At 45.3% G+C, this 19,261-nt stretch carries 32 protein-coding genes; 2 read left to right on the plus strand and 30 right to left on the minus strand.

The genetic code is table 11. The annotated features are described in order from the left end of the window. Positions 1-43: 43 nt before the first annotated feature. The 30 genes from AB1Y31_07840 to AB1Y31_07985 form a co-directional block, all read right to left on the minus strand. On the minus strand, positions 44-1,618 hold the full coding sequence (locus AB1Y31_07840) for a DUF935 domain-containing protein (protein MEW4983079.1): 1,575 nt from the start codon (positions 1,616-1,618) through the stop codon (positions 44-46). Further along, the gene (locus AB1Y31_07845; GenBank protein MEW4983080.1) at positions 1,615-3,174 is read right to left on the minus strand and encodes a hypothetical protein; all 1,560 of its coding nucleotides are present in this window, start codon (positions 3,172-3,174) and stop codon (positions 1,615-1,617) included. Before AB1Y31_07845 ends, AB1Y31_07840 begins: the two co-directional genes overlap by 4 nt. After that, positions 3,125-3,673, minus strand: a complete 549-nt coding sequence (locus AB1Y31_07850; GenBank protein MEW4983081.1) for a DUF3486 family protein — start codon at positions 3,671-3,673, stop codon at positions 3,125-3,127. Before AB1Y31_07850 ends, AB1Y31_07845 begins: the two co-directional genes overlap by 50 nt. Then, on the minus strand, positions 3,673-3,972 hold the full coding sequence (locus AB1Y31_07855; protein MEW4983082.1) for a hypothetical protein: 300 nt from the start codon (positions 3,970-3,972) through the stop codon (positions 3,673-3,675). Before AB1Y31_07855 ends, AB1Y31_07850 begins: the two co-directional genes overlap by 1 nt. 7 nt (positions 3,973-3,979) lie before the next feature. After that, complete coding sequence (locus AB1Y31_07860; GenBank protein ID MEW4983083.1) at positions 3,980-4,366, minus strand: hypothetical protein; 387 nt, start codon at positions 4,364-4,366, stop codon at positions 3,980-3,982. A 15-nt stretch (positions 4,367-4,381) separates the two neighbouring features. Further along, on the minus strand, positions 4,382-5,863 hold the full coding sequence (locus AB1Y31_07865; protein MEW4983084.1) for a hypothetical protein: 1,482 nt from the start codon (positions 5,861-5,863) through the stop codon (positions 4,382-4,384). A 3-nt stretch (positions 5,864-5,866) separates the two neighbouring features. Continuing rightward, positions 5,867-6,163, minus strand: a complete 297-nt coding sequence (locus AB1Y31_07870; protein ID MEW4983085.1) for a hypothetical protein — start codon at positions 6,161-6,163, stop codon at positions 5,867-5,869. Continuing rightward, positions 6,160-6,486: a DUF2730 family protein gene (locus tag AB1Y31_07875; protein MEW4983086.1), complete on the minus strand. Its 327-nt coding sequence runs from the start codon at positions 6,484-6,486 to the stop codon at positions 6,160-6,162. The genes AB1Y31_07870 and AB1Y31_07875 overlap by 4 nt, the downstream gene beginning before the upstream one ends. Continuing rightward, complete coding sequence (locus AB1Y31_07880; protein MEW4983087.1) at positions 6,476-6,706, minus strand: TraR/DksA C4-type zinc finger protein; 231 nt, start codon at positions 6,704-6,706, stop codon at positions 6,476-6,478. Before AB1Y31_07880 ends, AB1Y31_07875 begins: the two co-directional genes overlap by 11 nt. Further along, positions 6,699-7,184, minus strand: a complete 486-nt coding sequence (locus AB1Y31_07885) for a hypothetical protein (GenBank protein MEW4983088.1) — start codon at positions 7,182-7,184, stop codon at positions 6,699-6,701. Before AB1Y31_07885 ends, AB1Y31_07880 begins: the two co-directional genes overlap by 8 nt. After that, positions 7,181-7,702, minus strand: a complete 522-nt coding sequence (locus tag AB1Y31_07890; protein MEW4983089.1) for an N-acetylmuramoyl-L-alanine amidase — start codon at positions 7,700-7,702, stop codon at positions 7,181-7,183. The genes AB1Y31_07885 and AB1Y31_07890 overlap by 4 nt, the downstream gene beginning before the upstream one ends. 162 nt (positions 7,703-7,864) lie before the next feature. Continuing rightward, positions 7,865-8,377 carry a hypothetical protein gene (locus AB1Y31_07895; GenBank protein MEW4983090.1) on the minus strand — a complete coding sequence of 171 codons (513 nt, stop codon included), beginning with the start codon at positions 8,375-8,377 and terminating at the stop codon, positions 7,865-7,867. A 25-nt stretch (positions 8,378-8,402) separates the two neighbouring features. Beyond that, entirely contained in the window at positions 8,403-8,780 is a 378-nt protein-coding gene (locus AB1Y31_07900) for a helix-turn-helix domain-containing protein (protein ID MEW4983091.1), read from the minus strand. Positions 8,781-8,782: 2 nt separating this feature from the next. Continuing rightward, positions 8,783-9,343, minus strand: coding sequence for a hypothetical protein (locus AB1Y31_07905; GenBank protein MEW4983092.1), 561 nt, complete (start codon positions 9,341-9,343; stop codon positions 8,783-8,785). Between the two features lie 97 nt (positions 9,344-9,440). Continuing rightward, positions 9,441-9,908, minus strand: coding sequence for a hypothetical protein (locus AB1Y31_07910; protein ID MEW4983093.1), 468 nt, complete (start codon positions 9,906-9,908; stop codon positions 9,441-9,443). A gap of 74 nt (positions 9,909-9,982) precedes the next feature. Beyond that, positions 9,983-10,171, minus strand: a complete 189-nt coding sequence (locus tag AB1Y31_07915; GenBank protein ID MEW4983094.1) for a hypothetical protein — start codon at positions 10,169-10,171, stop codon at positions 9,983-9,985. A 77-nt stretch (positions 10,172-10,248) separates the two neighbouring features. Continuing rightward, positions 10,249-10,470, minus strand: coding sequence for a hypothetical protein (locus AB1Y31_07920; GenBank protein ID MEW4983095.1), 222 nt, complete (start codon positions 10,468-10,470; stop codon positions 10,249-10,251). Next, the gene (locus tag AB1Y31_07925) at positions 10,467-10,652 is read right to left on the minus strand and encodes a hypothetical protein (GenBank protein ID MEW4983096.1); all 186 of its coding nucleotides are present in this window, start codon (positions 10,650-10,652) and stop codon (positions 10,467-10,469) included. The genes AB1Y31_07920 and AB1Y31_07925 overlap by 4 nt, the downstream gene beginning before the upstream one ends. A 12-nt stretch (positions 10,653-10,664) precedes the next feature. Then, on the minus strand, positions 10,665-11,072 hold the full coding sequence (locus tag AB1Y31_07930; GenBank protein MEW4983097.1) for a regulatory protein GemA: 408 nt from the start codon (positions 11,070-11,072) through the stop codon (positions 10,665-10,667). After that, a complete protein-coding gene (locus tag AB1Y31_07935; GenBank protein ID MEW4983098.1) occupies positions 11,069-11,533 on the minus strand; it encodes a hypothetical protein in 465 nt (154 codons plus the stop codon). The genes AB1Y31_07930 and AB1Y31_07935 overlap by 4 nt, the downstream gene beginning before the upstream one ends. Then, on the minus strand, positions 11,530-11,742 hold the full coding sequence (locus AB1Y31_07940; GenBank protein MEW4983099.1) for a hypothetical protein: 213 nt from the start codon (positions 11,740-11,742) through the stop codon (positions 11,530-11,532). The genes AB1Y31_07935 and AB1Y31_07940 overlap by 4 nt, the downstream gene beginning before the upstream one ends. A 132-nt stretch (positions 11,743-11,874) precedes the next feature. After that, on the minus strand, positions 11,875-12,486 hold the full coding sequence (locus AB1Y31_07945; protein MEW4983100.1) for a DUF3164 family protein: 612 nt from the start codon (positions 12,484-12,486) through the stop codon (positions 11,875-11,877). Between the two features lie 22 nt (positions 12,487-12,508). Beyond that, complete coding sequence (locus tag AB1Y31_07950) at positions 12,509-12,769, minus strand: hypothetical protein (GenBank protein MEW4983101.1); 261 nt, start codon at positions 12,767-12,769, stop codon at positions 12,509-12,511. Beyond that, on the minus strand, positions 12,762-13,109 hold the full coding sequence (locus AB1Y31_07955; GenBank protein MEW4983102.1) for a hypothetical protein: 348 nt from the start codon (positions 13,107-13,109) through the stop codon (positions 12,762-12,764). Before AB1Y31_07955 ends, AB1Y31_07950 begins: the two co-directional genes overlap by 8 nt. Next, positions 13,102-13,689, minus strand: a complete 588-nt coding sequence (locus AB1Y31_07960; GenBank protein ID MEW4983103.1) for a hypothetical protein — start codon at positions 13,687-13,689, stop codon at positions 13,102-13,104. The genes AB1Y31_07955 and AB1Y31_07960 overlap by 8 nt, the downstream gene beginning before the upstream one ends. Then, a complete protein-coding gene (locus AB1Y31_07965) occupies positions 13,689-14,447 on the minus strand; it encodes an ATP-binding protein (GenBank protein ID MEW4983104.1) in 759 nt (252 codons plus the stop codon). The genes AB1Y31_07960 and AB1Y31_07965 overlap by 1 nt, the downstream gene beginning before the upstream one ends. 65 nt (positions 14,448-14,512) lie before the next feature. Continuing rightward, complete coding sequence (locus AB1Y31_07970; GenBank protein MEW4983105.1) at positions 14,513-16,681, minus strand: transposase domain-containing protein; 2,169 nt, start codon at positions 16,679-16,681, stop codon at positions 14,513-14,515. Beyond that, entirely contained in the window at positions 16,678-16,995 is a 318-nt protein-coding gene (locus tag AB1Y31_07975) for a DNA-binding protein (GenBank protein ID MEW4983106.1), read from the minus strand. Before AB1Y31_07975 ends, AB1Y31_07970 begins: the two co-directional genes overlap by 4 nt. Further along, complete coding sequence (locus AB1Y31_07980) at positions 16,992-17,474, minus strand: hypothetical protein (GenBank protein ID MEW4983107.1); 483 nt, start codon at positions 17,472-17,474, stop codon at positions 16,992-16,994. Before AB1Y31_07980 ends, AB1Y31_07975 begins: the two co-directional genes overlap by 4 nt. A 114-nt stretch (positions 17,475-17,588) precedes the next feature. Next, positions 17,589-17,870 carry a hypothetical protein gene (locus tag AB1Y31_07985; GenBank protein MEW4983108.1) on the minus strand — a complete coding sequence of 94 codons (282 nt, stop codon included), beginning with the start codon at positions 17,868-17,870 and terminating at the stop codon, positions 17,589-17,591. 124 nt (positions 17,871-17,994) lie between these two features. Between AB1Y31_07985 and AB1Y31_07990 the strand changes: the two genes are divergently transcribed. Both AB1Y31_07990 and AB1Y31_07995 read left to right on the plus strand, forming a co-directional pair. Then, positions 17,995-18,603, plus strand: a complete 609-nt coding sequence (locus AB1Y31_07990) for a helix-turn-helix transcriptional regulator (GenBank protein ID MEW4983109.1) — start codon at positions 17,995-17,997, stop codon at positions 18,601-18,603. Further along, complete coding sequence (locus AB1Y31_07995) at positions 18,584-18,916, plus strand: hypothetical protein (GenBank protein ID MEW4983110.1); 333 nt, start codon at positions 18,584-18,586, stop codon at positions 18,914-18,916. Before AB1Y31_07990 ends, AB1Y31_07995 begins: the two co-directional genes overlap by 20 nt. The last annotated feature ends 345 nt before the right edge of the window (positions 18,917-19,261 follow it).

Raw genomic sequence — 19,261 nt, forward strand, 5'->3', positions numbered from 1 at the left:
CAGTTTTTTATTATCGTCGCTTAAACGCGCGCTCACGCGCTTTTTAATTTTGCTGATTAACATCAAACCGACCCGCCAAATCTGCCGCTGCTAAACCGAGTTGCATCACGCTGGCTAATTCGTCTGAATCCATATCGCCATAAACGCTTAGCAGCCTGTTTTGAAACTGTTGCATATCGTGGCCTTGTTCAATGGAGTCATCGAGCAAACGCTTCACGGTATCGATCATGTTATCGATAATCGGCTGGCCCTCTTTTAATAGCTGCTGGTTAAATTGATCAATTTCATCCAATGCCTCACCATTGCCTACCGTTGCTTTTGCCGCCGCTAATTTTGTTGGCACGGGTGGGGCAAGGTTAACGGGCGTCACCGATAAAACTTCCTCGCCTTCTTCAGCTTCGGGGATCTGCATTTTCTTATGCGCCCACTTTGATTGAATCCGCATTCCAATTCCAACTAGCTTTGGCAGCGCTTCCGACATCATTACAATATCTTCAGCTTCTTCGGTTTCAAAAACAACCTTAGGCACCCGACGTGGATCAATGCCGTTCAAATTCAATGCGCACATGGGCCAGACCACATCGCGTGTTAACGTGCTAGCAACTTGCAGGGCATCGCTGGTTAAGATGTCATGACGTACTTCGTTATGGATATCACCGAGACCTGACCCCAAGCCGGTTGATTGCGCCGTAGTGGTTAATGTGCCACCGAGCACCGCTTTTGATACCGACTCTTCGCACCAGTCCATCATGATCTTAAACGCTTCGCCGGAGCCTTTGGCGGCTTCTTTGAATTCCATCATCATGCCTTCTGGGATAATCCCAGCGGCATTGTGGCCAATACTTGTCACTGCGCGTAACAGTGTCATTTTTTCATTAGGTGTTGCGCCACGTGGGTAGGTTCCCAGCCTTGCCGGTATGCCGTAAATCTCTAAAAACTCAGCCAAATCACGCACTGAGTAATTCTTAAACAAGAAGGGCCACGCTAAAACCCTGTGCAAACCACCACGGGCCAGATAGCCCGATTTTGCTTTGTGAACATGTTTAACCCAGCCGAACGGGATTAGCTCCTCATTCTTGCCATCGTTAGTACGCAACAGCAGCTTGTCTTGCTCTTCTGGATCCACCGTAAACCAACGAGGTGGCTTATGGTGAAACTTCGGCAAGCGCAACGAGCCGACATGCTGCCACTCGATTGTGTGCATTGAGTAGCCTTTACCTATTGCATCAGCCATGTTCAATAATAAGTCTTCAAAGTCATCAATATCGTCAAACCACTCTGCTAACTGATCGACTGCTTTTTCTTCTGCTTTACTGGCATTTCGTGGGGCTTTAATGTGGTAATCAAGCCCAACTAACGCCTTTTTACGTTTAGATAGCTCAGTGAAGATATGAGAATCTTTTTCTTCCATATCTTCAAACAAATCGCATTGCTCGATCAGATTGCCTTGTTCAGCATTTGATAAAATAGACGCTAATCGACCAGGTGTTAGACCACGCGATGGATGCTCTGCAAATTCACGGTTTAAACCCTGAATGCGTGATGTTTGGTCTTCATCTAATTCACGGCGCTTAACTGAGCGCCCTAGATAATCTCTTAATTGCTCACGTGTTTTCACCACGCTCCTCCTATGTTTGAACTGATATCGTCGTCATCGTCTGGATTAACATCCCAACGGCTGGCTTTATCGGGTGCTGGGGTGAATTCAATGGGGGCTGCATCTGAACAACTGGCATACCAGGCTAAACAAACAGCCACGGCCGCATCACCATGTCGTTGACCAGATTTACTGGCTGTTTTGCCATCCGGAATTTTTGGAATGCCTTTAATAACCTGAATGGCTCGCAAGTCGTTCAGAACATCTTGGTCGCGAGGCAATCGAATCAAATCATCTTCAAAACCTGCTTTCATGCGCGGCATGTTTTCCAAGTACCAGGACTGGCTTAACATTATTTCTTCACCGTATGATGAGCCATATCGATGACGTGCTTGCTCCGCTAAATACTGACCGTTACCACGTGCATCTAAAGCACCACCCCGTAAACGAGGCAACCTATCTACAAGGTAAAAAAGGATCTGCTCTTGTTGCTTAAATGGCATATTACGCAGCTCAATGAAGAACGGAACTGTTCGCCTAAGTTGCTTGTCTGTCAGCATAGGTGCTAGAACCGTTAAATCGCCTGTTCTACCGAAATCCTCACCATAGGCACTGGTGCATTCTTTATCTAGTTTCGATAATAAAGGCAGTAAGTTTTGCTCACACCAGTCACGTATTTCAGCTTCACGTAAATGCTCTGGCCAATTGTTAAAGTCATCTGTGGCGCTGTAGCGGATAACGGGCGCGCCATACATACGGGATTCAATTAATGCCCTGGACAAGTAAGCACCGCCGCCTTGTTTTGGGACACAACCATATTCCTCTAACGCATCTTCGGTTGATGCCGTGTCACTGAGTAGATTTTTAATCCATTGATCTTCTAATGACTGAGACCACTCGACGCCGCGCACTTTACAAATACGTTTGTACAGGCCTTGCTCACACGCATCATCCAGTGTGATTCGATGCACGGAGTAACGTTTTTTACCCGCCCGACTGTCCTGTATTATTTCATTGAATGTGTTGTCGTAGCCGTTGTGCGTAGAGATAAGACGAACTTTGCTGCCCCACATGGTTAATGCTAACGCGGCTTTTAATACTTCATCTAGGTGCTCATGAAATGCCGCTTCGTCAATGGTTACGTTACCTTGACGGCCCCGCAAGTTTGATGGCCTTGAACTAAGCGCCTGTATTTTAAAACCTGAGGTAAAACGAATGGTAAAGGTGAGAATGTCTTTATCTTCATCTTCAAAAATCCCCTCTTCTATTTCGCTGGCTGCTTTATTAAATGCTTTAGCCCACATTGCACAGGCATCGATAAATTCAATCGCCATCTCTTTATTAGAGCCAACGTAGAAATGATTACATCCTCCGGCAGATTTGTTTGCACTCGCACATAAAACAGCATCGGCCGCTTCAGCCCAGGTTAAACCTGTACGCCGTGATTTTTCAGCAATCTTTAGCTCGGAATCATCTGCGACCCATGCCTTTTGATACGGCAATAAAATGCTGTCTGAAATACCCACGTTAAGCGATACCCAGAATGTCACGCTTAATCGTTGCAATTGATTCGGCACTCATGCCTTGCTCGGACATTTTTTCACTTGCTTTATCAGCCGCTTCCTCTGCCGTTTTACGGCGTATTTCAGCTGCACGTTTCTCATTCTCTGAGCTGGCTTTTTCTAGCCGTTCAATGGCAATAGACAGCTCTTTAATCAGCTTCGGCTCTACCGGCTCATCACCTTCTGATAGCGCAATAGCAGTATCAAAAGCAAGGTTCCTAACCACCTCGTTCAACAGGTGTCCGACCTGACCGGACGGCTCGCTACCGAGCTTTCCGATCCACATTTCAGCCACTTGGCGGCTTTGGCGCAGCTTTGCGCCCACCTTATCCATTTGAATGGCATAACGATTTACCGCACTTTTGCTAACGCGCTCGTCTTCACCCGATTGCTCAAGCATTTCATTAACGCGTTGAGCGGCATCAAGCTGGGTGACACGAGGGTCTCGCAGCAATTCATTCAGCGCATCACGAAACTCGGGGGGTAATTTGTCTATTGAGGATTGTCTGGCCATTAGTTAAATACCATGTCTTCAGGTTGATCGCCCCAGATCAGGCCATTTGGATAATCTGGGGTATATATAATGAGTCGGGCACGATACTGACCCGCTGCAACACTTGACTGACCCAACTTAAAAACAAGTCTGTCGGTTTTAGTTAGGTCAAACCACGCTGCATTCGTATCACTGTCCAATACGGTTCCACCGCCCAAATCAACTTCCACACGCGTGATAGCCGAGTGATCAATGACTGCGCCAGCATCTTGCAGTTGCAGTTCTAACGCATTGTCACGCCCCAGCCAGATATAGTGCATTGATCAATTAAACGGGCTGATTCATTTTAAGATTTAATGTCGGGATGTTTACCGCGTTACCCGATGTGATCACCTGATCCGATGTCTCATCGGTTACCGCTAATACTTTTAAACCGACGCTATCCACATAGGCAATATGCAAATCATCGCCACCTATTGATGAAGCGGAAGCACTTGGCGCTTTAGCCGGTGTTGCTAATTGGCGACCATTAACACCTTGGTTGCCAAGAACGTAATCACCAGAAACAGTGGCGGCACTAGCAACGCTATTACCAATAACGGTTGCATAGCTATCTGCAGCCGCGTAGTTTTTAATTAAATGCAGATTATCTGCATTGGTTTTAATGTTGTTCAGTCCGCTATCTAAAACGTCTGGATGGAAGTACTTAGGCATGATTTAACTCCTGTTTTAAGCTGCTTTAATGGTTCGTTGAGAGGCTATGTTTTGTACGGCTTTAAGCTGCTTTAAGGCTTTGGTCGCTTTAAAGCTGCTGATATTGACGATGCTGGGGTTTGTTATTTTGCCAATGCCAATGTCTGCTAGATTAGCGCTACCGGCACTGGCTGTTGCTTGCGCATCGGTTGCTGAAAGTTGGTGTGTTTGGCTAGTTTGGCCTGCTGCTGCTTCGCCAGTTTGTTCGGCATCAGCTCCAGTCAATGTATGAGTTTGAGTAATAGCGGCCCCATCAATAGACGGGGTCGCTATTAAGTCAGCTGCCGTTAATTCATGCGCACCTGACGAGATAATTATTCCGGTGTCAGCACTGGCGGTGGCCTCGGCATCGCTACCAGATAGCGTATGAGTTTGGGAGATATTGCCGTTGTCGAGAGCGCCGGTTTCGCTCGCATCGGCTCCAGATAAACCGTGCCCTTGACTGATTTGGCCAGTGTCCGCCAAGGGTGTTGCGTCTGCGCCCTGAGCAAGAACATCATGTTGTTGCGTAATGGCCGAGGTATCGGCACTGGTTGAACTGTCAGCATCCACTCCTGATAGTTGCTGTGCTTGTGAGATGTTTGCAGCTTCATTATCGCCGGTTGCGCTTGAATCACTGCCGGATAAAGCATGAGACTGAGCAATGCCAGCGGTATCAATCGTTGGGGTTGATGTTGCATCTTGCGCTACCAGGTTGTGTGAAATTGTTTGGCTAACCGCGCCCGTATCGGCCGCTGGTGTGGCATCTGCATCGGTTCCTGTTAATCCGTGCGTTTGGCTGGCCACGCCTGTGGTTGCCTCGCCTGTTTGATCGGCATCGGTTCCGCTTAATCCGTGAGTTTGACTGATGGTACCGTTATCGGTTGTGCCTGTTTCGGTGGCATCTGAACCGGTTAATCCGTGAGTTTGAGTAATGGCGCCACTATCAATAGAGGGGGTTGAATCGCTATCCGCTGCGGTTAAATTTATCGCCGCTGCTGCAACATCGGCGTTCCATTCGATACCGCCAACATCAACGGCAGAGCGTTTTGCGGGTGAACCACCTGATTTAGTGGCAACAACTCGAAGTTCAACTAAAGAACCGTCTGCATTAGCGAGCTCACTGGCATCAAAATCAAATTGTAAAATCTGCGCCACATCTGATGAAATAGCAACATCAGACCCAGCACGAACCAACACACCGTTTTCCCATAATTCAAGATGTGCGGTAGGGTCAGTTGTACCTGATCCGGTGGTTCGACGTACTTCGGCTTTGGCATTTTGTAACGCTGCCCCAATATTAGGTGCGCCGGACGGGGTGGGGAATGAAACACGAACTTCTGTATTCGTATTGTTATCGCTGGCAATACACCAACTGGCATCCCCCGCATCGGGATCACTGGTTAAATCGCCAAGTGTGCAGCTTGAAAAGCCTACGTTAGCAAGTAATGCATCGGGAGATAGTGTTTCTAAAGACACAACTTAACCCTGCGGCCTAGACCTTGCAACGCCGGGCGCACTGCCACGATTCAGCGCTATATCTTCACCACGCGTGGTAAGCTTCGCAATCACCACGCCAGACACATCTTGCGTGCTGATTAACCCTTGCTCGTTAAGCCACGCCAGTTCTGTGCGTAATTTATCACTACTAATGTTGTGGCCAACAAAGCCCAAGGCTTGCTGGATAATCCCTTCGTTGTGTGAAAAATCGGGGTCAGACTCAAGGATTTCGAGAACCCTTCGTCGAATATCTTCTGATACTATTTTCGCGTAGCTCATCGTTTAGCTTCCAGTAATGATTGCTGAATAAGTTGCAATGTATTGTTCATTTGCTTCATTTCCCCCTGAATGCCGGTGACTGCTTGACCTATTTGATCTACACGCTGATGCACTTCACCTATTTCTTTATGGCTCGGTGAGCTATCAAGTCGTTGCTTAATTAAATTAAGGCGGTTTTCATGGCCATTTACACGCCCATTAACCTCATCAAACCCTTGCTTAGTTGCACGGGTTTTTGAGTTCCACCATGCATAAATACAACCGGAAACAACCAGCGCAAACTCTAAAACCTTAATGGCCAAACCTATTTTTTCAACGTCCATACTGTTTACCTTTCAATTCCCTTTTTTCTTTACATGGCACACACAGCGCCGCCGTTGGTGTTTTTTCTAGTCGATCCAAGGGGATCTCTTCACAGCAATCAAGGCATACAACTTCACCATCAACACATTGCTGAGCTAATTGGGGTCGGTTAACAATATTGCTGATCGCTGCCTTTCTGCGTGTTTCAGCAAGCGCATTAGCGCGATCTATGTCATCCAATTTTTTTACCTGCTTTGGTCGTTGTAATCGTCTCGCTAAAGATTAAATAGGGAGACCAAGACAGCATGGACGGCGACACTTTGTATGCTTCTACCCGCGCCAACAAGCTAACGCCTGCCGTTCGAACCAGCGCGAGAGCAATTTCAGAGCATATCCAGTTAAAAGGGTTGCCGCGATTGGTGTAGGTCATAAACCGAATGATTTTCATATGGCCATATGGCATACCGACTTGCTTTAAAGCAAACTTAAGCCCCGCCGCTTCATCAACTTGCCCATTAATTTCGAATATATCGACCTCTGTTCCTTCGGTGTGCCCATCGGACAAGTTGTCGATCCAACGCACAGAATTTGTTGAAAACCATGCTTCCAAAATTCGCCCATCGCTAAAAATAATGCCAACATGTGAATATTTGCCTCGTGTTTTCCGACGTATTAATCGTGAAGAAAGGCTTTTACCCTTATAAAATGCCAACCTCATGGCGACTCCAAAATATGCATTGCTGGGGCGAGCATGCCGCCACTCAACCATGTTTTAACGTTAAACCCTGGGCAGGTTTTATTTGGGTTAATTGACCGATGGCCAATCACTTTGGTAATGCTCGGGAATTCATCTTTTAACGCTTTAATCAACACGCGCAACGTTTCCCATTGCTCAAAACTAAATAGGTCTGTGCCCACCATGCAAATACCGATCGAATTATTGTTGTATTGGTAGCGGCGACCATCGCCTTTTGGGTAGCTGACATCAAGCGTATGCGCGCCTGTTTCACAATAACGACGGCCATTGCCCGTTGCGCCATTAGCGTAAATGACATGGTGATAGCCAATGCTGCCCAAGTGCGGCATATGATTGCCTGCTAGCTCTGGGTTACGCTTAAAATTCCGATTTTTATGCCAGTCGTCAATATCTTCAACGGTTGTTCGGCGACCATTAGGCGTAGCCGAACAGTGAATAACAATGGATTGAATGCGGGTAATTGCTCTAAATTTGCTCATGGAATCATGATGGCAAAATGAGCATGTGAAAACACCCTGAAAGAGTTCAGGGTGTGTGTGTTTACTTACCTTTTTTTAGTTAAGCACGTCACGAGTTCGAGTGCAACTATGGGCAATTTTGTTATTGCCAATAACCGACTAGTTTGCATATTAATTTTTTCATTAAAACTTTGTAACATAGTCAGCACCGCTTGAATAAGGCACCTCTTTATCTAGGCATAAGGCAACACACATACTTTTCGAAATAGTCAGTTCACGCCCATCGGGTGAAATAGCAAAAAAGCAGTTATGGCCTGCGGCTCTATAACGCCTTAACTCTCTGTCTGGATTGTCATTTACACGCAATACAGCCGTTGCCCACTGGTCAAGACCGGTAAACTCAACACGCTTAAAGGTGAGGTCTTTTTGATATTTGTTTATACCCGGGCAATAGTTAGTTAACTTGCCCCAATTGTTGCGTATATGTTGGATGGCCTCAGCGTTACCTTGGGGCTTTATTGCCTTACTTTTAATTTCATCCGGTGTTATCAAACTATTAATGAAGTAACCCACCATAAAAAGCAATAACCCCACTAAAAAACCACCGCCAATGGTGATAACCACGCTTTGCTTATTCATGCGAAAGGCTATTGCCGCGACTGCCCATAATGCTAAAAAAACATAAAACCACATCATTTTTTGCTCCTTGTCATTTTGACGTTTATTTGAAAATATCACCTTGATGCTTGTCGTTTTCATCCGCATCAGACGACAAGCGATTATAAACGGTACGCTCAGTCACGCAGAGCTTTCTTGCAATAGCTGCTCTGGTCATGCCTTGCTGCGCTAGACGTTGCGTTTCTGCTTTTGTTAGTTGATTTTTCTTTGCCTGTAGACGTGGAATAAATAGCTTTTCATTACGAAAAATATGCAAGAAATGTTTGTATTGACCCTCGGTGAGCGTTTCTTTTAAGTCGCTTTTTTCTGAAACTCTTATCACTAATCCACCATAGCGCTTTACTAGCCTCATCAGGCCGTCTAAGCCTATTTCTTCGGCAATATATCGTGAGTTTTGTGAAAGGTAATCAGGCAACTCCATCACTATGCCTTAAGCTTTCGCTCAATTTCTTTAATTCGTTTAGCCATAGTTGGCGAAGGCGCTGCTGATTGCAGCTGGTTCAAACTGGCCATCTCATTGCGCAGATTACTTTTTCCGACCTGACTTGAGGCTTTTGATTTTTGTGCTGGGGTGTAGTCGTTATAGCGTTTTTCTTCTAGCCAGCCTTGAGCCATGATTCGGCTTTGCCCGTACGGCAATTGCCTAAGTGATTCTTTTTTTGCTGCCTCTATAATAATTTTATACTCGGCTGATGTTAGTTCGCCCAATTGCCCAAAGCGCATAGCGGCTCCATCACGCCCATGCTTATGGCCAAAGGCGTTCCAGAACAAGTTAAAGGCTTTGCGCTGATGCTCGCTTAACAGTTTGTAGTAGTCTCTGCTGCTGCGCGGCCGGTGCTCTTTTGTTGACGCGCCATAGCCTTTTTCGGTGAGCTTTTCCCATAGCTTTTCGGCATATCTAACGGCTTTATCAACACAAGGTTTTTCACCTGTTTGAAAAAGTAGTATGGCTGATGCGCTTTGGATGAATCTTTTTTTGCTCATTTTTTTGTTGCGGCCTTTATGTTTTTTATACTGGGTTATTCCCGCTTTGGGGCTTTAATATCGTATTAAGGGGAATTTAATGCCGCTTAATACGCTGTTAGGCAGCCTTGCAGGCCGCTTGCTCCGTAAGTCCTACCTGCACTGCTTTTATGATTCGGCATAAATATTCGTATTCGTGGTTCGGCATTCTAGGTAGGTTGTAGTGCCAGTCACTCATGTCGCCGCCATACATGGCATCCATAAACTCGTAATCATTCCAAGGGTCATCTCGGTGGCATTCAATGCCTTTTTCTTCTGCCGCCTTTCGAATAGCGTCAATGTCATAAACCTCTGAATCCATACCGCTTACGTTGCTGGCAATATAGTGTTCGTCACAAGAGCAAAAAAACTCAGCAATCGTGTTGTCGCCCATTCCTCCCCAATATGCGCTAAATGCTTTGCCGTAACATTCGAAACTTATTTTCCCCCTACCATTTGCAATGTCTTCCGCAATAACAGAAACGGGGTCTAAATTATCAAGGTCACTTAGTGTTAATTTTGTTATCTGTGTACTTTCAATTTTCATTTTTCTTATCCTTTAAAATGCCTAACAAGCTAATCAAGCGGATGGCAAAAGACGCCACCGCTTATATGTGGGCGTTATACGTCCCCATTTAATTTAGGCATGTAGCCCTTATTAAATAGCTCCGTAACAAAATTGAGATCATCGTTATCAATACCGTGCTTTTTACAAGCAACTAACAAATCATTAATGAACGGGTCTAATTGAGAAACCTTTGCATCAAAACCATCATAAATATCCTGCATTCTTCTCTCCATATATTCCATAAAAACTCCTTAAAATTAATCGTATAACAAGGTTTATCAAACCGACTGCAAAGAGCGCAGCAGCTTATTAACAGGCGTTATATTTTCAACCAATGCCGATGGAACGATGACGCCCATACAATCACGTGCATAATAGCGAGCACTAAGATTCCCCATTGCTCGGTGGTATATGCGCTAACGATCCAAAAGGGTTGCCCAGCCAAGCCAAACAAACAGGCGTAACGCTGATGCTTAGGGCATTTATGCGTTGCTAACCAGATGGCGGCTAGCCCACTAATAAGGATCGCGACTTGAATCATCTGACTCGCCGTTTGACTGTTCGTTTGTTACGGTTATTTGTTCGCCATTTTTTAACCAGGTAAGCTGCGGCTAAAAACATAACAACGGAGACCAAGGCGCTGGGCAATTTATAGGCGGTTAGTACGGCCAGAAAGAGGTAGATATTGGGTAATGCTTCGTAAATAACTGTCGGGGTACGCATGGTGATCATCTCCTATTTATCTTCTAATCTAATACGCCATTTCTTCAGGCTTTCAATTACTCGCATGGCATCAGGTAAGGGGATCCATTCGGCTTTATAGCGACCGGTCATGCGGTATAGGTATTTCCCCAGTGCTTTTTCTGACCCATCGTGCAGTAAGCCGCTGGTATGCATGTCGATCCATAACGCTCGGATTTTGTCAGCCGGTGTTTTTTTTGCTGTCTGGGCTTTTCTCTGCAAGGGCTTAAGGGCTTTTTTACGCCTCAGTTCTGCCACTAGGTTTTCTAGCTGTGCATCTGTCATGTCTTTACAGCTACGGTGCCCCGTCCTGCTTTCTTGCCAGTTTTTACGTGCATCTTCATCATTAAAGGCATGGCGCGCACCTGCGTGAACGAGTTTTATTAGGGTGGCCCTGTTCACGCTGCGTCCTCTTTGGGAAGTGCTTCGATGGCCTTTTCATATTCTTCAGGCGTTAGGACTTCGATGTTTTGATTGTGTTTTTTGAGGTGACTGACTAGGCGTTTTGCAGAACCCCAAGATGGCGAGACAAAGAGATTCTTATTGTAATAACCTCGCTTTTTCGCTTCGCGCTTACCCCATATCTTCTCTAGAGATGCGAGCTCTTTTTTGCTCCAAATAGCCATTTTTGATACTTTGCAAAATTTCCGCTGAATATCGCTAAACTCATTGTCTGTTCTATAACAGCCGATCCATTCACCTTTCATAACGCCGTTGATGTAGATATTAATCTCCAGCTTATTTTTGTTACGCCCCATGCTGGTAACCAATAGATACCCATCACAACGCAAGAAAACTGATGAATAAAGCGAATCCATTTGTTCGGTTATTTCTACCCACTGTTCTTTGCTTGGCTGGCTCATTTTGCTGGCTCCATTTTGTAATACCACGCATCACAATCGCGGCGACAGGTTATCTCGCATCCATTGCTTCTTAGCTCACAGATGATTGAGTTAACCGCACAAACATCCGCATGGGCGATGATTTCGCGGGTTGAGTACTCTCGACCATCGGCTAATAAGTTATATACTTTTTGTAGTCGTGCGCTTTTGCCAAGTATTGCTGCGTTCATGTTTATCTCTCGCTATTGAGTAAGTTGCCCGTGACGCGGGCTAGGCGGCAGATCAACAACCGGAGAGCTGCCTCTGCTGGTTCCGTTTATCGCCACGGTTTCCTTGGCGCTCAGTGTGCTAACGTTTGTTTGTTACATGGCGGCTAGGTCTAGGCCTATTTGTTGAAATTTTGCGTCGGCATTTGGCCGCTGGTAAAAACGTATGTAGGAGGTGCTGCCGATTATTTGGATGGAGTCTTTTAGGGCTTCCATGGCGTTTTCCCAGTCGGGGTCGTTTATTTCTAGCCTAAGGAGGCTGAGGATTTTCCCCGTGGCAAGCCTGCCGTCTTTGTCGGCTTTGAAGGCGAGGTCTATTAGGGCTTTTACGTTGTCGTTTGAGTCTTTTGTCCATTTTGCTACGCAGGCGTAGATAACTTCTTTGGCGGCGAGTATGCGTTCGTCAAAATGGAGGTGTTCTTGGATGGATATTTGTATTTTCTGACAACCATTAAAACTAAGTAGGCTGATGTTGCCTTTTTTGCCGCCTAGTTTGGCTTGGTATTTTTCAGCGACAAGTTCTACGAAGGCGGTTACGTCGCCCATTGAGTGGGTTTTGAAGGTTTGCATTTGTTTTTGCAGTACGCTGGCTTGATCAAATAGTTCGCTGATGAGTTGGTCGCGATCTTGGTCTATTTCTTTAACCATGTGCAGCGGGACTAGGTGGCCTAGGGCGTTTGTTTTGTATTGAGGTTCTGTGGGTATCATTGTTTTTTTCCTTTGGTTTTAATTAGTGGCCGCGAACGGTGTAGTCAACTTGGCAACCTTCGAGCACGGTTGTCATGCAGCGCTCATGGTTAAAATGGCTGTTTTTAAATGTTCTACCAACAGCTTTTAGCTGCCGACACTTTGCGTCGTTAACGACTACAACTCGCGGCTTGCTGCCCGACAAATCGAGCGACGTTATGACGATATCCATCTCATCGAGCGCTCTGACACATTTGCGTGCTGCGGTTAGGTTTTTAAATAAGTGCTCATGTGCTTTATGCATGGTCTTTCTCCAGTCTTGAATGCGGACAGCCTCCACGGCAGGCTTTGAATAGCCGCACGCGGATCGGGTTGGTGTTGATAAATGGGCGTGATTGATTTTCTTCGCACACGTCGCTACTAATTTCATCGGATACGGGGCAGATAACCGTTCTGTTCATATAAACGCCTTCGACGAGGGCTTTTAAGCGGTCTTTACGGCCCGGATATTTGTCCTTTAACACCTGATTAATGACGGTTGGGGATGGGAAGCCGTCCGGTTGTTTTAGGCGCATGGACACACGTGATTGTGATGTTTCCGCGCAAGCGTCCGCCAACACTTCTAGCCAGTTTTTACTATTCATGATCAACCTCCGGCCAGACGACTTTGCCTAAGTTAGGATCAAACACTGATTTTGTGCGCTGTATTTGGGGTGGCCTTGGCCCTGTATAACGTGATGCTAAAAATACGTAGCCTTCTTTTGGGCCACCTTTCAAATAACCTGCCTTTCTTAGGTGGTGGCAATAGTCTTTTGCCTCAGCCAGTTTGACTGAATGCGCTTCGCTGCTAGCCGATACGCTAAGGTCTTTGGCGCTGAACGTTTTTAATATTCGCATTGTTCGCCACATTTGCTCGCGGCCTGTGCCCTGCGTGACTTTTGTGCCATCGTATTTTAGCCTTGGCGCATCAACGCCTTTATCAATTAAGAGTGTGTAAATATTCTCTTGATAAGGCTTTTTAACAACCTCAAGATAGTCCCCTTTTTCTAGACAGCGTAAGTAAGTGAACAGGCGGTTGTCCTGTGCTGCCCACTGCATTTTCTTACCGATGTCTTTTAGGGTGAATTTAGCACCATTTTTTCCGAGTGCTCTTATCACTTCCCAGACTGCTTGGCGGTCATTTTTATCACCAGCTGCAGTTAGGTGTACGGGTTTACTAGGCATTAGCAGACCCTCCTTGTTGGAGCCGATCCGGTGTACATGTCTCTATTTGCCCAGTCTTTTTTGGTGATGCTATCCACACCCATGTTGATGGCTGTTTGTTCTACTAGATTAAGATTGACGCATATACGTCTCACCACACCGCCGCTTTGTTGTTGTATCAGCTTCATTAAGTCGTCTGCTATTGTTACGTCCTTGCAATACAGCCGCGCCAAATGCATGGCGTCTGCTAGATCCGCTGGTTGGGCTGGTTGCCATGCGAGCATGCGAGAGTGAAAGCGTTCCCATTTGCGTAGTTTGGTTTCAATGCTTTCTTCGCCGATCATTAAAATAGCGGCGTTAGATCCTTCGTATATATCGCGAACAATTTCAACGGCTTTTTTGTTAACGATATGATCCATTTCATCGACTATTAATGGTCTGCCCGATACAGCCAGCTGCTCGCTGACTTGATCTGTCATTTCATAAATGGCCGTTGCTGGCACAATGCCCATTTCTTTTAGAATTGCGATCAATATGGCTTTACGTGTCCAAGTGGATTTGCACTCAATGTAATACGCACTGTGCTTATTAGCCGTGTACGCAGCAGCGAATGATTTACCCCAACCTGGTGGCCCGTAAAAACAGACCATGCCCGGTAAGTGGGTGGGTCTGTTGATGGCCATTTCTAATAGTCTGTTGCATAGAGCAACATTCTTTAATGGCGCTGTTGTGGATGTTGTTTGTAACTCATCAATGTTGACAACGTTTGTTTTTTGCATCAAAATTTCCTCAGCTATTTGCAGATAGCTATCTTTTTATTGCCCACTTCGGTGGGTTCCTTTTTTTACGCATCAAGATCCATGACTCCTTCAAAATCTGCGTAGAAATCTCTCATTGACCTGTATTCGTCACCCTTGGGGTATACACGCCAAAACTTCTCGTCTTTTTCGTTTAATTGTTCACTGGCGCTACGCTGATTATTTAACAGTGCCCAGCGTTCATAACGTTCGTGTGGGCCGTCTTCACGTACATCCACTTCTTTTGTTTCAAAGCTTTTTTGGAAGTCCAAAATATCGGCTTCATCTTGGTTTGATAATTGTGGCTCTGGCACTGGGCGACCAAGTTTTAGGTCGGGCCTTAATGGACGCACGACGGTTGCTGCGGGTGTTTTTGTTTGCTCTATTACGGGTAGTCGATCAGCAACATCGATAATGTTCATTTGTGTTTCTGCCTTAGCGGCTAATTTACTGGCTTTTACAAAGCGTTCACGCTGGCGGTTGAATGATCTTGCTGCTTCTGTGTCGCCAAATCCGGTAGTGGAAATACAAGCGGCATGGCCGATAAATCGGTTATCTAATGTGTAGGCGTAAACGATGCCATGCAGATCTTGTGGATCGAATCGGACGACGATTTTATGACCGACATATTCGAGTAGTTCTAGTGCGCTGTAGCGGTTCTTTGAGATGCCTTTTGCGGAGCCAGCATCTAATGTAAATGAGCCGTCTTTTTTAACTCTGATCGCTTCGGCTGTTAGCATCCATAATCGGCGTTGTTCGGGATTGGCTTTTTGGACGATTGATGTCTCGTATGAGTCATTAAATGCTTGGTCGTATGATTTGATTCCTGCGCACATTTCTGTGCGTCTTTTTTGGCGTGAATTCCACGCTGTTATTTCTTCTTGAAGGGTTGTTAAAAACGTTTCAACTGGCACGGCTGTTTTGCCGTAATTTTCAGGTTTTACCATTGGGTTTTCACCCGTATAAGCCCCTGCAAACTTTGGGTGTTTGTCGACGTATTCACCGATGCCACCGACACCGAATGAGCGTTCAATCGGCTTGGCTTGGCCGTGGCCTTTTCCAGCGATGACTGATGTCCAGTGAATGGTGATTCCAAGTGTTGGGAATAAGCCGAGCGGATCATCTTCTTTGACCTTAAAACGATAACGATTTTTGACCCCACCGGTCATCCATTTGTTAGCCGCTGCTCGGGTGTTATCGATGACGACATGTTCGGGGATTCCGTAGTTATCAACGAGGTCACCAAATGACAATCTAATGCTGTCGGTGTTTTCTGATAAATCGACCCGATATGCCAGTATTTTGCGGCTGTGAATATCCTGCCAGAACCATGTTTTTGGACGTACGGGTTTGTCTTCGCCTGGCCATTTAACGAACACGTTATGTTGGTAGCCATCGCCGTTGATCCATTGCAATGCATGGATGTCTTTTACGGTACGTTCTTGGGCTGGATAAAGTGCGACGAGTGCGCTTTCTCCTTCCCGTTTGAGCACTCTAATTGTGCGAGGTATATCATTAAGGCGACGTTCTAATGTGCGCTGAGCTGGTATTGCCCAGACATGTTCTTCAGCTGCTCTTTTTAGACGCCAAAAACAGGCGCTTGCTGTGGGTTTTTCGGGCCGTAAATAGTCAGCTTTTATGAATTCCCATGCACGTTCATCACAGCTAGCTTTTGATGTTCTACCGACATGCTCAGGGCACAACGCTGGGAGCCAATCTGATGCGTTGTAATGCTTTATACCTGGCTTACCATTTTTGCCGTGATACCAGCCTTGAATTGTTCGCCAGCTGACATTGTTTTGCTCACCCACCGCTTTCATCGCGGCCACTAATGAAACCTTGTTTTTAGTGAGCGTTAAAACGCTTTGCAAGAGTGTGAATCGGCGGTTTGCTTCATCTTTTTGGCTGGCTGGTTTTTTATCGTATCGGCTCCAAAGTGTGTCGCTGTCATAGTTAAAAGGGGTGAGTGACGCTGCTGATTTTTTGTCGCTTGCAGCGTCACTCGTTTGGGAGGATTGTTCACTCCCGTGCATGCCAACCAAAGCTGCTTGTGTTTGTATCGGTAAACTGCCAAGGAAATATTCTTTTCCGCCGCCCTGAGCTTTTCTTGGGCGTGATTCCCAACCTTCTTTGGTGGCTTTTTTGATGATGACGCGTTTGTTTTGTGACATGCCTGGAAGCCCTGCCAATAACGAGGCTGAATACCATTCATTCATAGCTTTCCCCTACCGACGATACGAATATTAAAAAGCCACGATTTAACCCTATTCACAAATAGACGCAGCGGTAGTAATGGGCATTGCTTTACGTGCTTTAAATCAACCTTTTTATTAGCCAAATGTATTTTATGAAGCTGATTGACAGTTACTCTAGGTAAGCTTGAAATATGGTATTCACTACCACCACCACGTGCTTTTCTTGGGCGTGATTTCCAGCCTTCTTTTTTTGCTCTATCAAAAATTACACGCCTGCTAATTGACATGCCTTTCATACCTTCTAAAAACGATGCTGAATACCATTCATTCATCATTTTTCCTCACCTGCGAATAAATCAGGTTGTGCCTGAATGTTTTCACGATGGTAGGCAACCCCGCCCATTAGTTGCGTGAGTGTTTCGGTGGTTTTTTCGAGGTTGTCGCCATCTTGATAATGCGCAATTAAAAGACTCATTGCCTCGGCTGAAACTTTTTGCAATTCAGCCATTCCAACTTCGCTCGCAGCCTTTCCTGTGGGTATATCAATAATCAGTTTGTAATTGCGATATGCGAGATATTGAGTCACATAATCAATGCCGCAAATATGCTCATAAACAGGCACAAGAGTAACGGGCATGCGCCCCGTTGAAAGCCATTTATAAAGCGTTTCTTCCGTCTCCCCCATAAGCTCAGCAATGGCCGGAACAGTTAAACGTTTGAATGCTCTTGCATACTGTTTAGTTAACCTAAGCGCATCGCGTAAATTAGATGGCTGAAGACGTTTCCAAGCTGTTTGTGTTTTTGGAATTTGCATCGCGATATCAGTTCTAAATTGTTTGATTGCGCGTTCCGAAATTCAGCGATAAGCTGAAATCATCACTCACTAAACCAAGGGATAAAAAATGATTCATGTACGTTCTATTGCTCATCACGCTGCCGCTAAGCCCGCTTCTTTTAGTAATGCGGTTGCAGCCGATATCTTTTCTTCACGTGCTTGTTTCTTATCAATTAGGTATTTAGGTTTATCGTCAAAAACATCCCCAACCTCTTTGCCAATTAACAAAGAAACAGCTTTCGCAATGCGCGGACTATCTATTCTACGAGCGCACACACTCATAAGATGCTGGGGGGTACACCCCATCGCTTTAGCTGCGATAGCCCACGTTAGCCCTTTACCTTTTAAAGCTTTGTGTATACCTGAATACGTCATATAATTACCTATTAGCTTATATATTTATAAGTGACATAAATGTTACTTGATAACAAATATATCCCGATTCCAAATAAGAGTAACAGATATATATGTTACTTTGCAAATTGTTTTTGAGGTCACTATGAAAGAAGAAGATAAATATGTTGGTCATAGGTTTTTATTACAGCGAAAACAGCTGAAATTAACGCAGCCAGAAGTAGGTGAGTTATGCGGTGTGACAGGAAAGACGATTGGCTTTTGGGAGAAAGGCAGCCCTATACCTTCAAACCAGCTAACTGTGCTTTTTGAGAATGATTTTGATATCTATTTCATCCTGACAGGGGGTGAATTGCAGTCAGAACTAATGATTTACCCAGAAACAGATGAGGTTACAAATAAGCCTTTAGATTCAATAAGTTGCGATAACAGTCACCCTGATAACTCAAGTTTCACAAAAAGTGACGCTTCACCCCTTGAAGCGTCACCTACCGGAGCAATTAAAGAAGAATTGGTTAAACCCAGCGAAAATCTCTCAATTGATGAATTAGCCGAGCTTGGGAAGCGTTTTTTCGACGCCTGGTCAAATGTTTTTCATACCCACGGCACGGAAATGCAAAGTGCAATAATGTCAGCCCTAAAAGGCGCAGAGATAGCGCACATGATGGTTTCAGAGCAATTCAAGGAAGAAAAAAAGCCGCACAAGAAGCGTAAAGCAACATCCACGCTTACTGATGAATCGAAGAAAGAGTAAAACACAAAAGGTGCTGTGGGAAGAGCACCGCCCCGCATCGTGGTCTAATCGTCAACAGTTGATGGCGAACACCTATGTCGACGATAAATCAATCCATCAACCAGACAAGCGCGTTGATACGGACACGTTAAGAGTTATTGACGATTTACGACAAATGGCTAGAGATCGCGATATCACGGGGTTAGCAGCTATAGCGCTGCGTCCTGATGGTCGCGTGGTTCTATTGGCAAGCGGTAATGCGTATGATGACAATATTCGCGCATCAGGAGCATTGGTAAGATTGCAACAGCTTCTTTCTGAAATAGAAGGGTAAGTAATCGCTATTCATGTGTCGTAAAAAGCCTTTTTCATTAAAATTCATATTTTCGTCGCAAATCTAAAAAAAGCTTAAAAATCACTTAAATACCTCTTAACCCCGCGTTACGCATGCATTGATCCCAAAAAAAACCGATTTTTCCCATATAATCCCGCATCACTATTCATGTGTCTCCTTACACTCTTCTCATGTCTTAATTTCATGTACATACATAAAGCATACAGGGCAACGGACTCATAAATTCCTTTGTCCGCGGCTCAAGTCCGTGCAGGTCCACCATATAAATTAGCCTCAATACTTAACGTTGTTTGTGCTTTTTTATTTTGGTCCTCTTAACCATTA

Origin of the sequence: Cycloclasticus sp., from assembly GCA_040743155.1 — a bacterium.
Classification (GTDB): Bacteria; Pseudomonadota; Gammaproteobacteria; order Methylococcales; family Cycloclasticaceae; genus Cycloclasticus.

What these genes read in the sequence shown, in the direction of transcription:
- AB1Y31_07850 (MEW4983081.1), bottom strand. Translation starts at nt 3,673, where the DNA reads ATGGCCAGACAATCCTCAATAGACAAATTACCCCCCGAGTTTCGTGAT.
- AB1Y31_07855 (MEW4983082.1), bottom strand. Translation starts at nt 3,972, where the DNA reads ATGCACTATATCTGGCTGGGGCGTGACAATGCGTTAGAACTGCAACTG.
- AB1Y31_07860 (MEW4983083.1), bottom strand. Translation starts at nt 4,366, where the DNA reads ATGCCTAAGTACTTCCATCCAGACGTTTTAGATAGCGGACTGAACAAC.
- AB1Y31_07870 (MEW4983085.1), bottom strand. Translation starts at nt 6,163, where the DNA reads ATGAGCTACGCGAAAATAGTATCAGAAGATATTCGACGAAGGGTTCTC.
- AB1Y31_07875 (MEW4983086.1), bottom strand. Translation starts at nt 6,486, where the DNA reads ATGGACGTTGAAAAAATAGGTTTGGCCATTAAGGTTTTAGAGTTTGCG.
- AB1Y31_07885 (MEW4983088.1), bottom strand. Translation starts at nt 7,184, where the DNA reads ATGAGGTTGGCATTTTATAAGGGTAAAAGCCTTTCTTCACGATTAATA.
- AB1Y31_07890 (MEW4983089.1), bottom strand. Translation starts at nt 7,702, where the DNA reads ATGAGCAAATTTAGAGCAATTACCCGCATTCAATCCATTGTTATTCAC.
- AB1Y31_07895 (MEW4983090.1), bottom strand. Translation starts at nt 8,377, where the DNA reads ATGATGTGGTTTTATGTTTTTTTAGCATTATGGGCAGTCGCGGCAATA.
- AB1Y31_07900 (MEW4983091.1), bottom strand. Translation starts at nt 8,780, where the DNA reads ATGGAGTTGCCTGATTACCTTTCACAAAACTCACGATATATTGCCGAA.
- AB1Y31_07905 (MEW4983092.1), bottom strand. Translation starts at nt 9,343, where the DNA reads ATGAGCAAAAAAAGATTCATCCAAAGCGCATCAGCCATACTACTTTTT.
- AB1Y31_07910 (MEW4983093.1), bottom strand. Translation starts at nt 9,908, where the DNA reads ATGAAAATTGAAAGTACACAGATAACAAAATTAACACTAAGTGACCTT.
- AB1Y31_07915 (MEW4983094.1), bottom strand. Translation starts at nt 10,171, where the DNA reads ATGGAATATATGGAGAGAAGAATGCAGGATATTTATGATGGTTTTGAT.
- AB1Y31_07920 (MEW4983095.1), bottom strand. Translation starts at nt 10,470, where the DNA reads ATGATTCAAGTCGCGATCCTTATTAGTGGGCTAGCCGCCATCTGGTTA.
- AB1Y31_07925 (MEW4983096.1), bottom strand. Translation starts at nt 10,652, where the DNA reads ATGCGTACCCCGACAGTTATTTACGAAGCATTACCCAATATCTACCTC.
- AB1Y31_07935 (MEW4983098.1), bottom strand. Translation starts at nt 11,533, where the DNA reads ATGAGCCAGCCAAGCAAAGAACAGTGGGTAGAAATAACCGAACAAATG.
- AB1Y31_07940 (MEW4983099.1), bottom strand. Translation starts at nt 11,742, where the DNA reads ATGAACGCAGCAATACTTGGCAAAAGCGCACGACTACAAAAAGTATAT.
- AB1Y31_07945 (MEW4983100.1), bottom strand. Translation starts at nt 12,486, where the DNA reads ATGATACCCACAGAACCTCAATACAAAACAAACGCCCTAGGCCACCTA.
- AB1Y31_07950 (MEW4983101.1), bottom strand. Translation starts at nt 12,769, where the DNA reads ATGCATAAAGCACATGAGCACTTATTTAAAAACCTAACCGCAGCACGC.
- AB1Y31_07955 (MEW4983102.1), bottom strand. Translation starts at nt 13,109, where the DNA reads ATGAATAGTAAAAACTGGCTAGAAGTGTTGGCGGACGCTTGCGCGGAA.
- AB1Y31_07960 (MEW4983103.1), bottom strand. Translation starts at nt 13,689, where the DNA reads ATGCCTAGTAAACCCGTACACCTAACTGCAGCTGGTGATAAAAATGAC.
- AB1Y31_07965 (MEW4983104.1), bottom strand. Translation starts at nt 14,447, where the DNA reads ATGCAAAAAACAAACGTTGTCAACATTGATGAGTTACAAACAACATCC.
- AB1Y31_07970 (MEW4983105.1), bottom strand. Translation starts at nt 16,681, where the DNA reads ATGAATGAATGGTATTCAGCCTCGTTATTGGCAGGGCTTCCAGGCATG.
- AB1Y31_07975 (MEW4983106.1), bottom strand. Translation starts at nt 16,995, where the DNA reads ATGATGAATGAATGGTATTCAGCATCGTTTTTAGAAGGTATGAAAGGC.
- AB1Y31_07980 (MEW4983107.1), bottom strand. Translation starts at nt 17,474, where the DNA reads ATGCAAATTCCAAAAACACAAACAGCTTGGAAACGTCTTCAGCCATCT.
- AB1Y31_07985 (MEW4983108.1), bottom strand. Translation starts at nt 17,870, where the DNA reads ATGACGTATTCAGGTATACACAAAGCTTTAAAAGGTAAAGGGCTAACG.
- AB1Y31_07990 (MEW4983109.1), top strand. Translation starts at nt 17,995, where the DNA reads ATGAAAGAAGAAGATAAATATGTTGGTCATAGGTTTTTATTACAGCGA.
- AB1Y31_07995 (MEW4983110.1), top strand. Translation starts at nt 18,584, where the DNA reads ATGAATCGAAGAAAGAGTAAAACACAAAAGGTGCTGTGGGAAGAGCAC.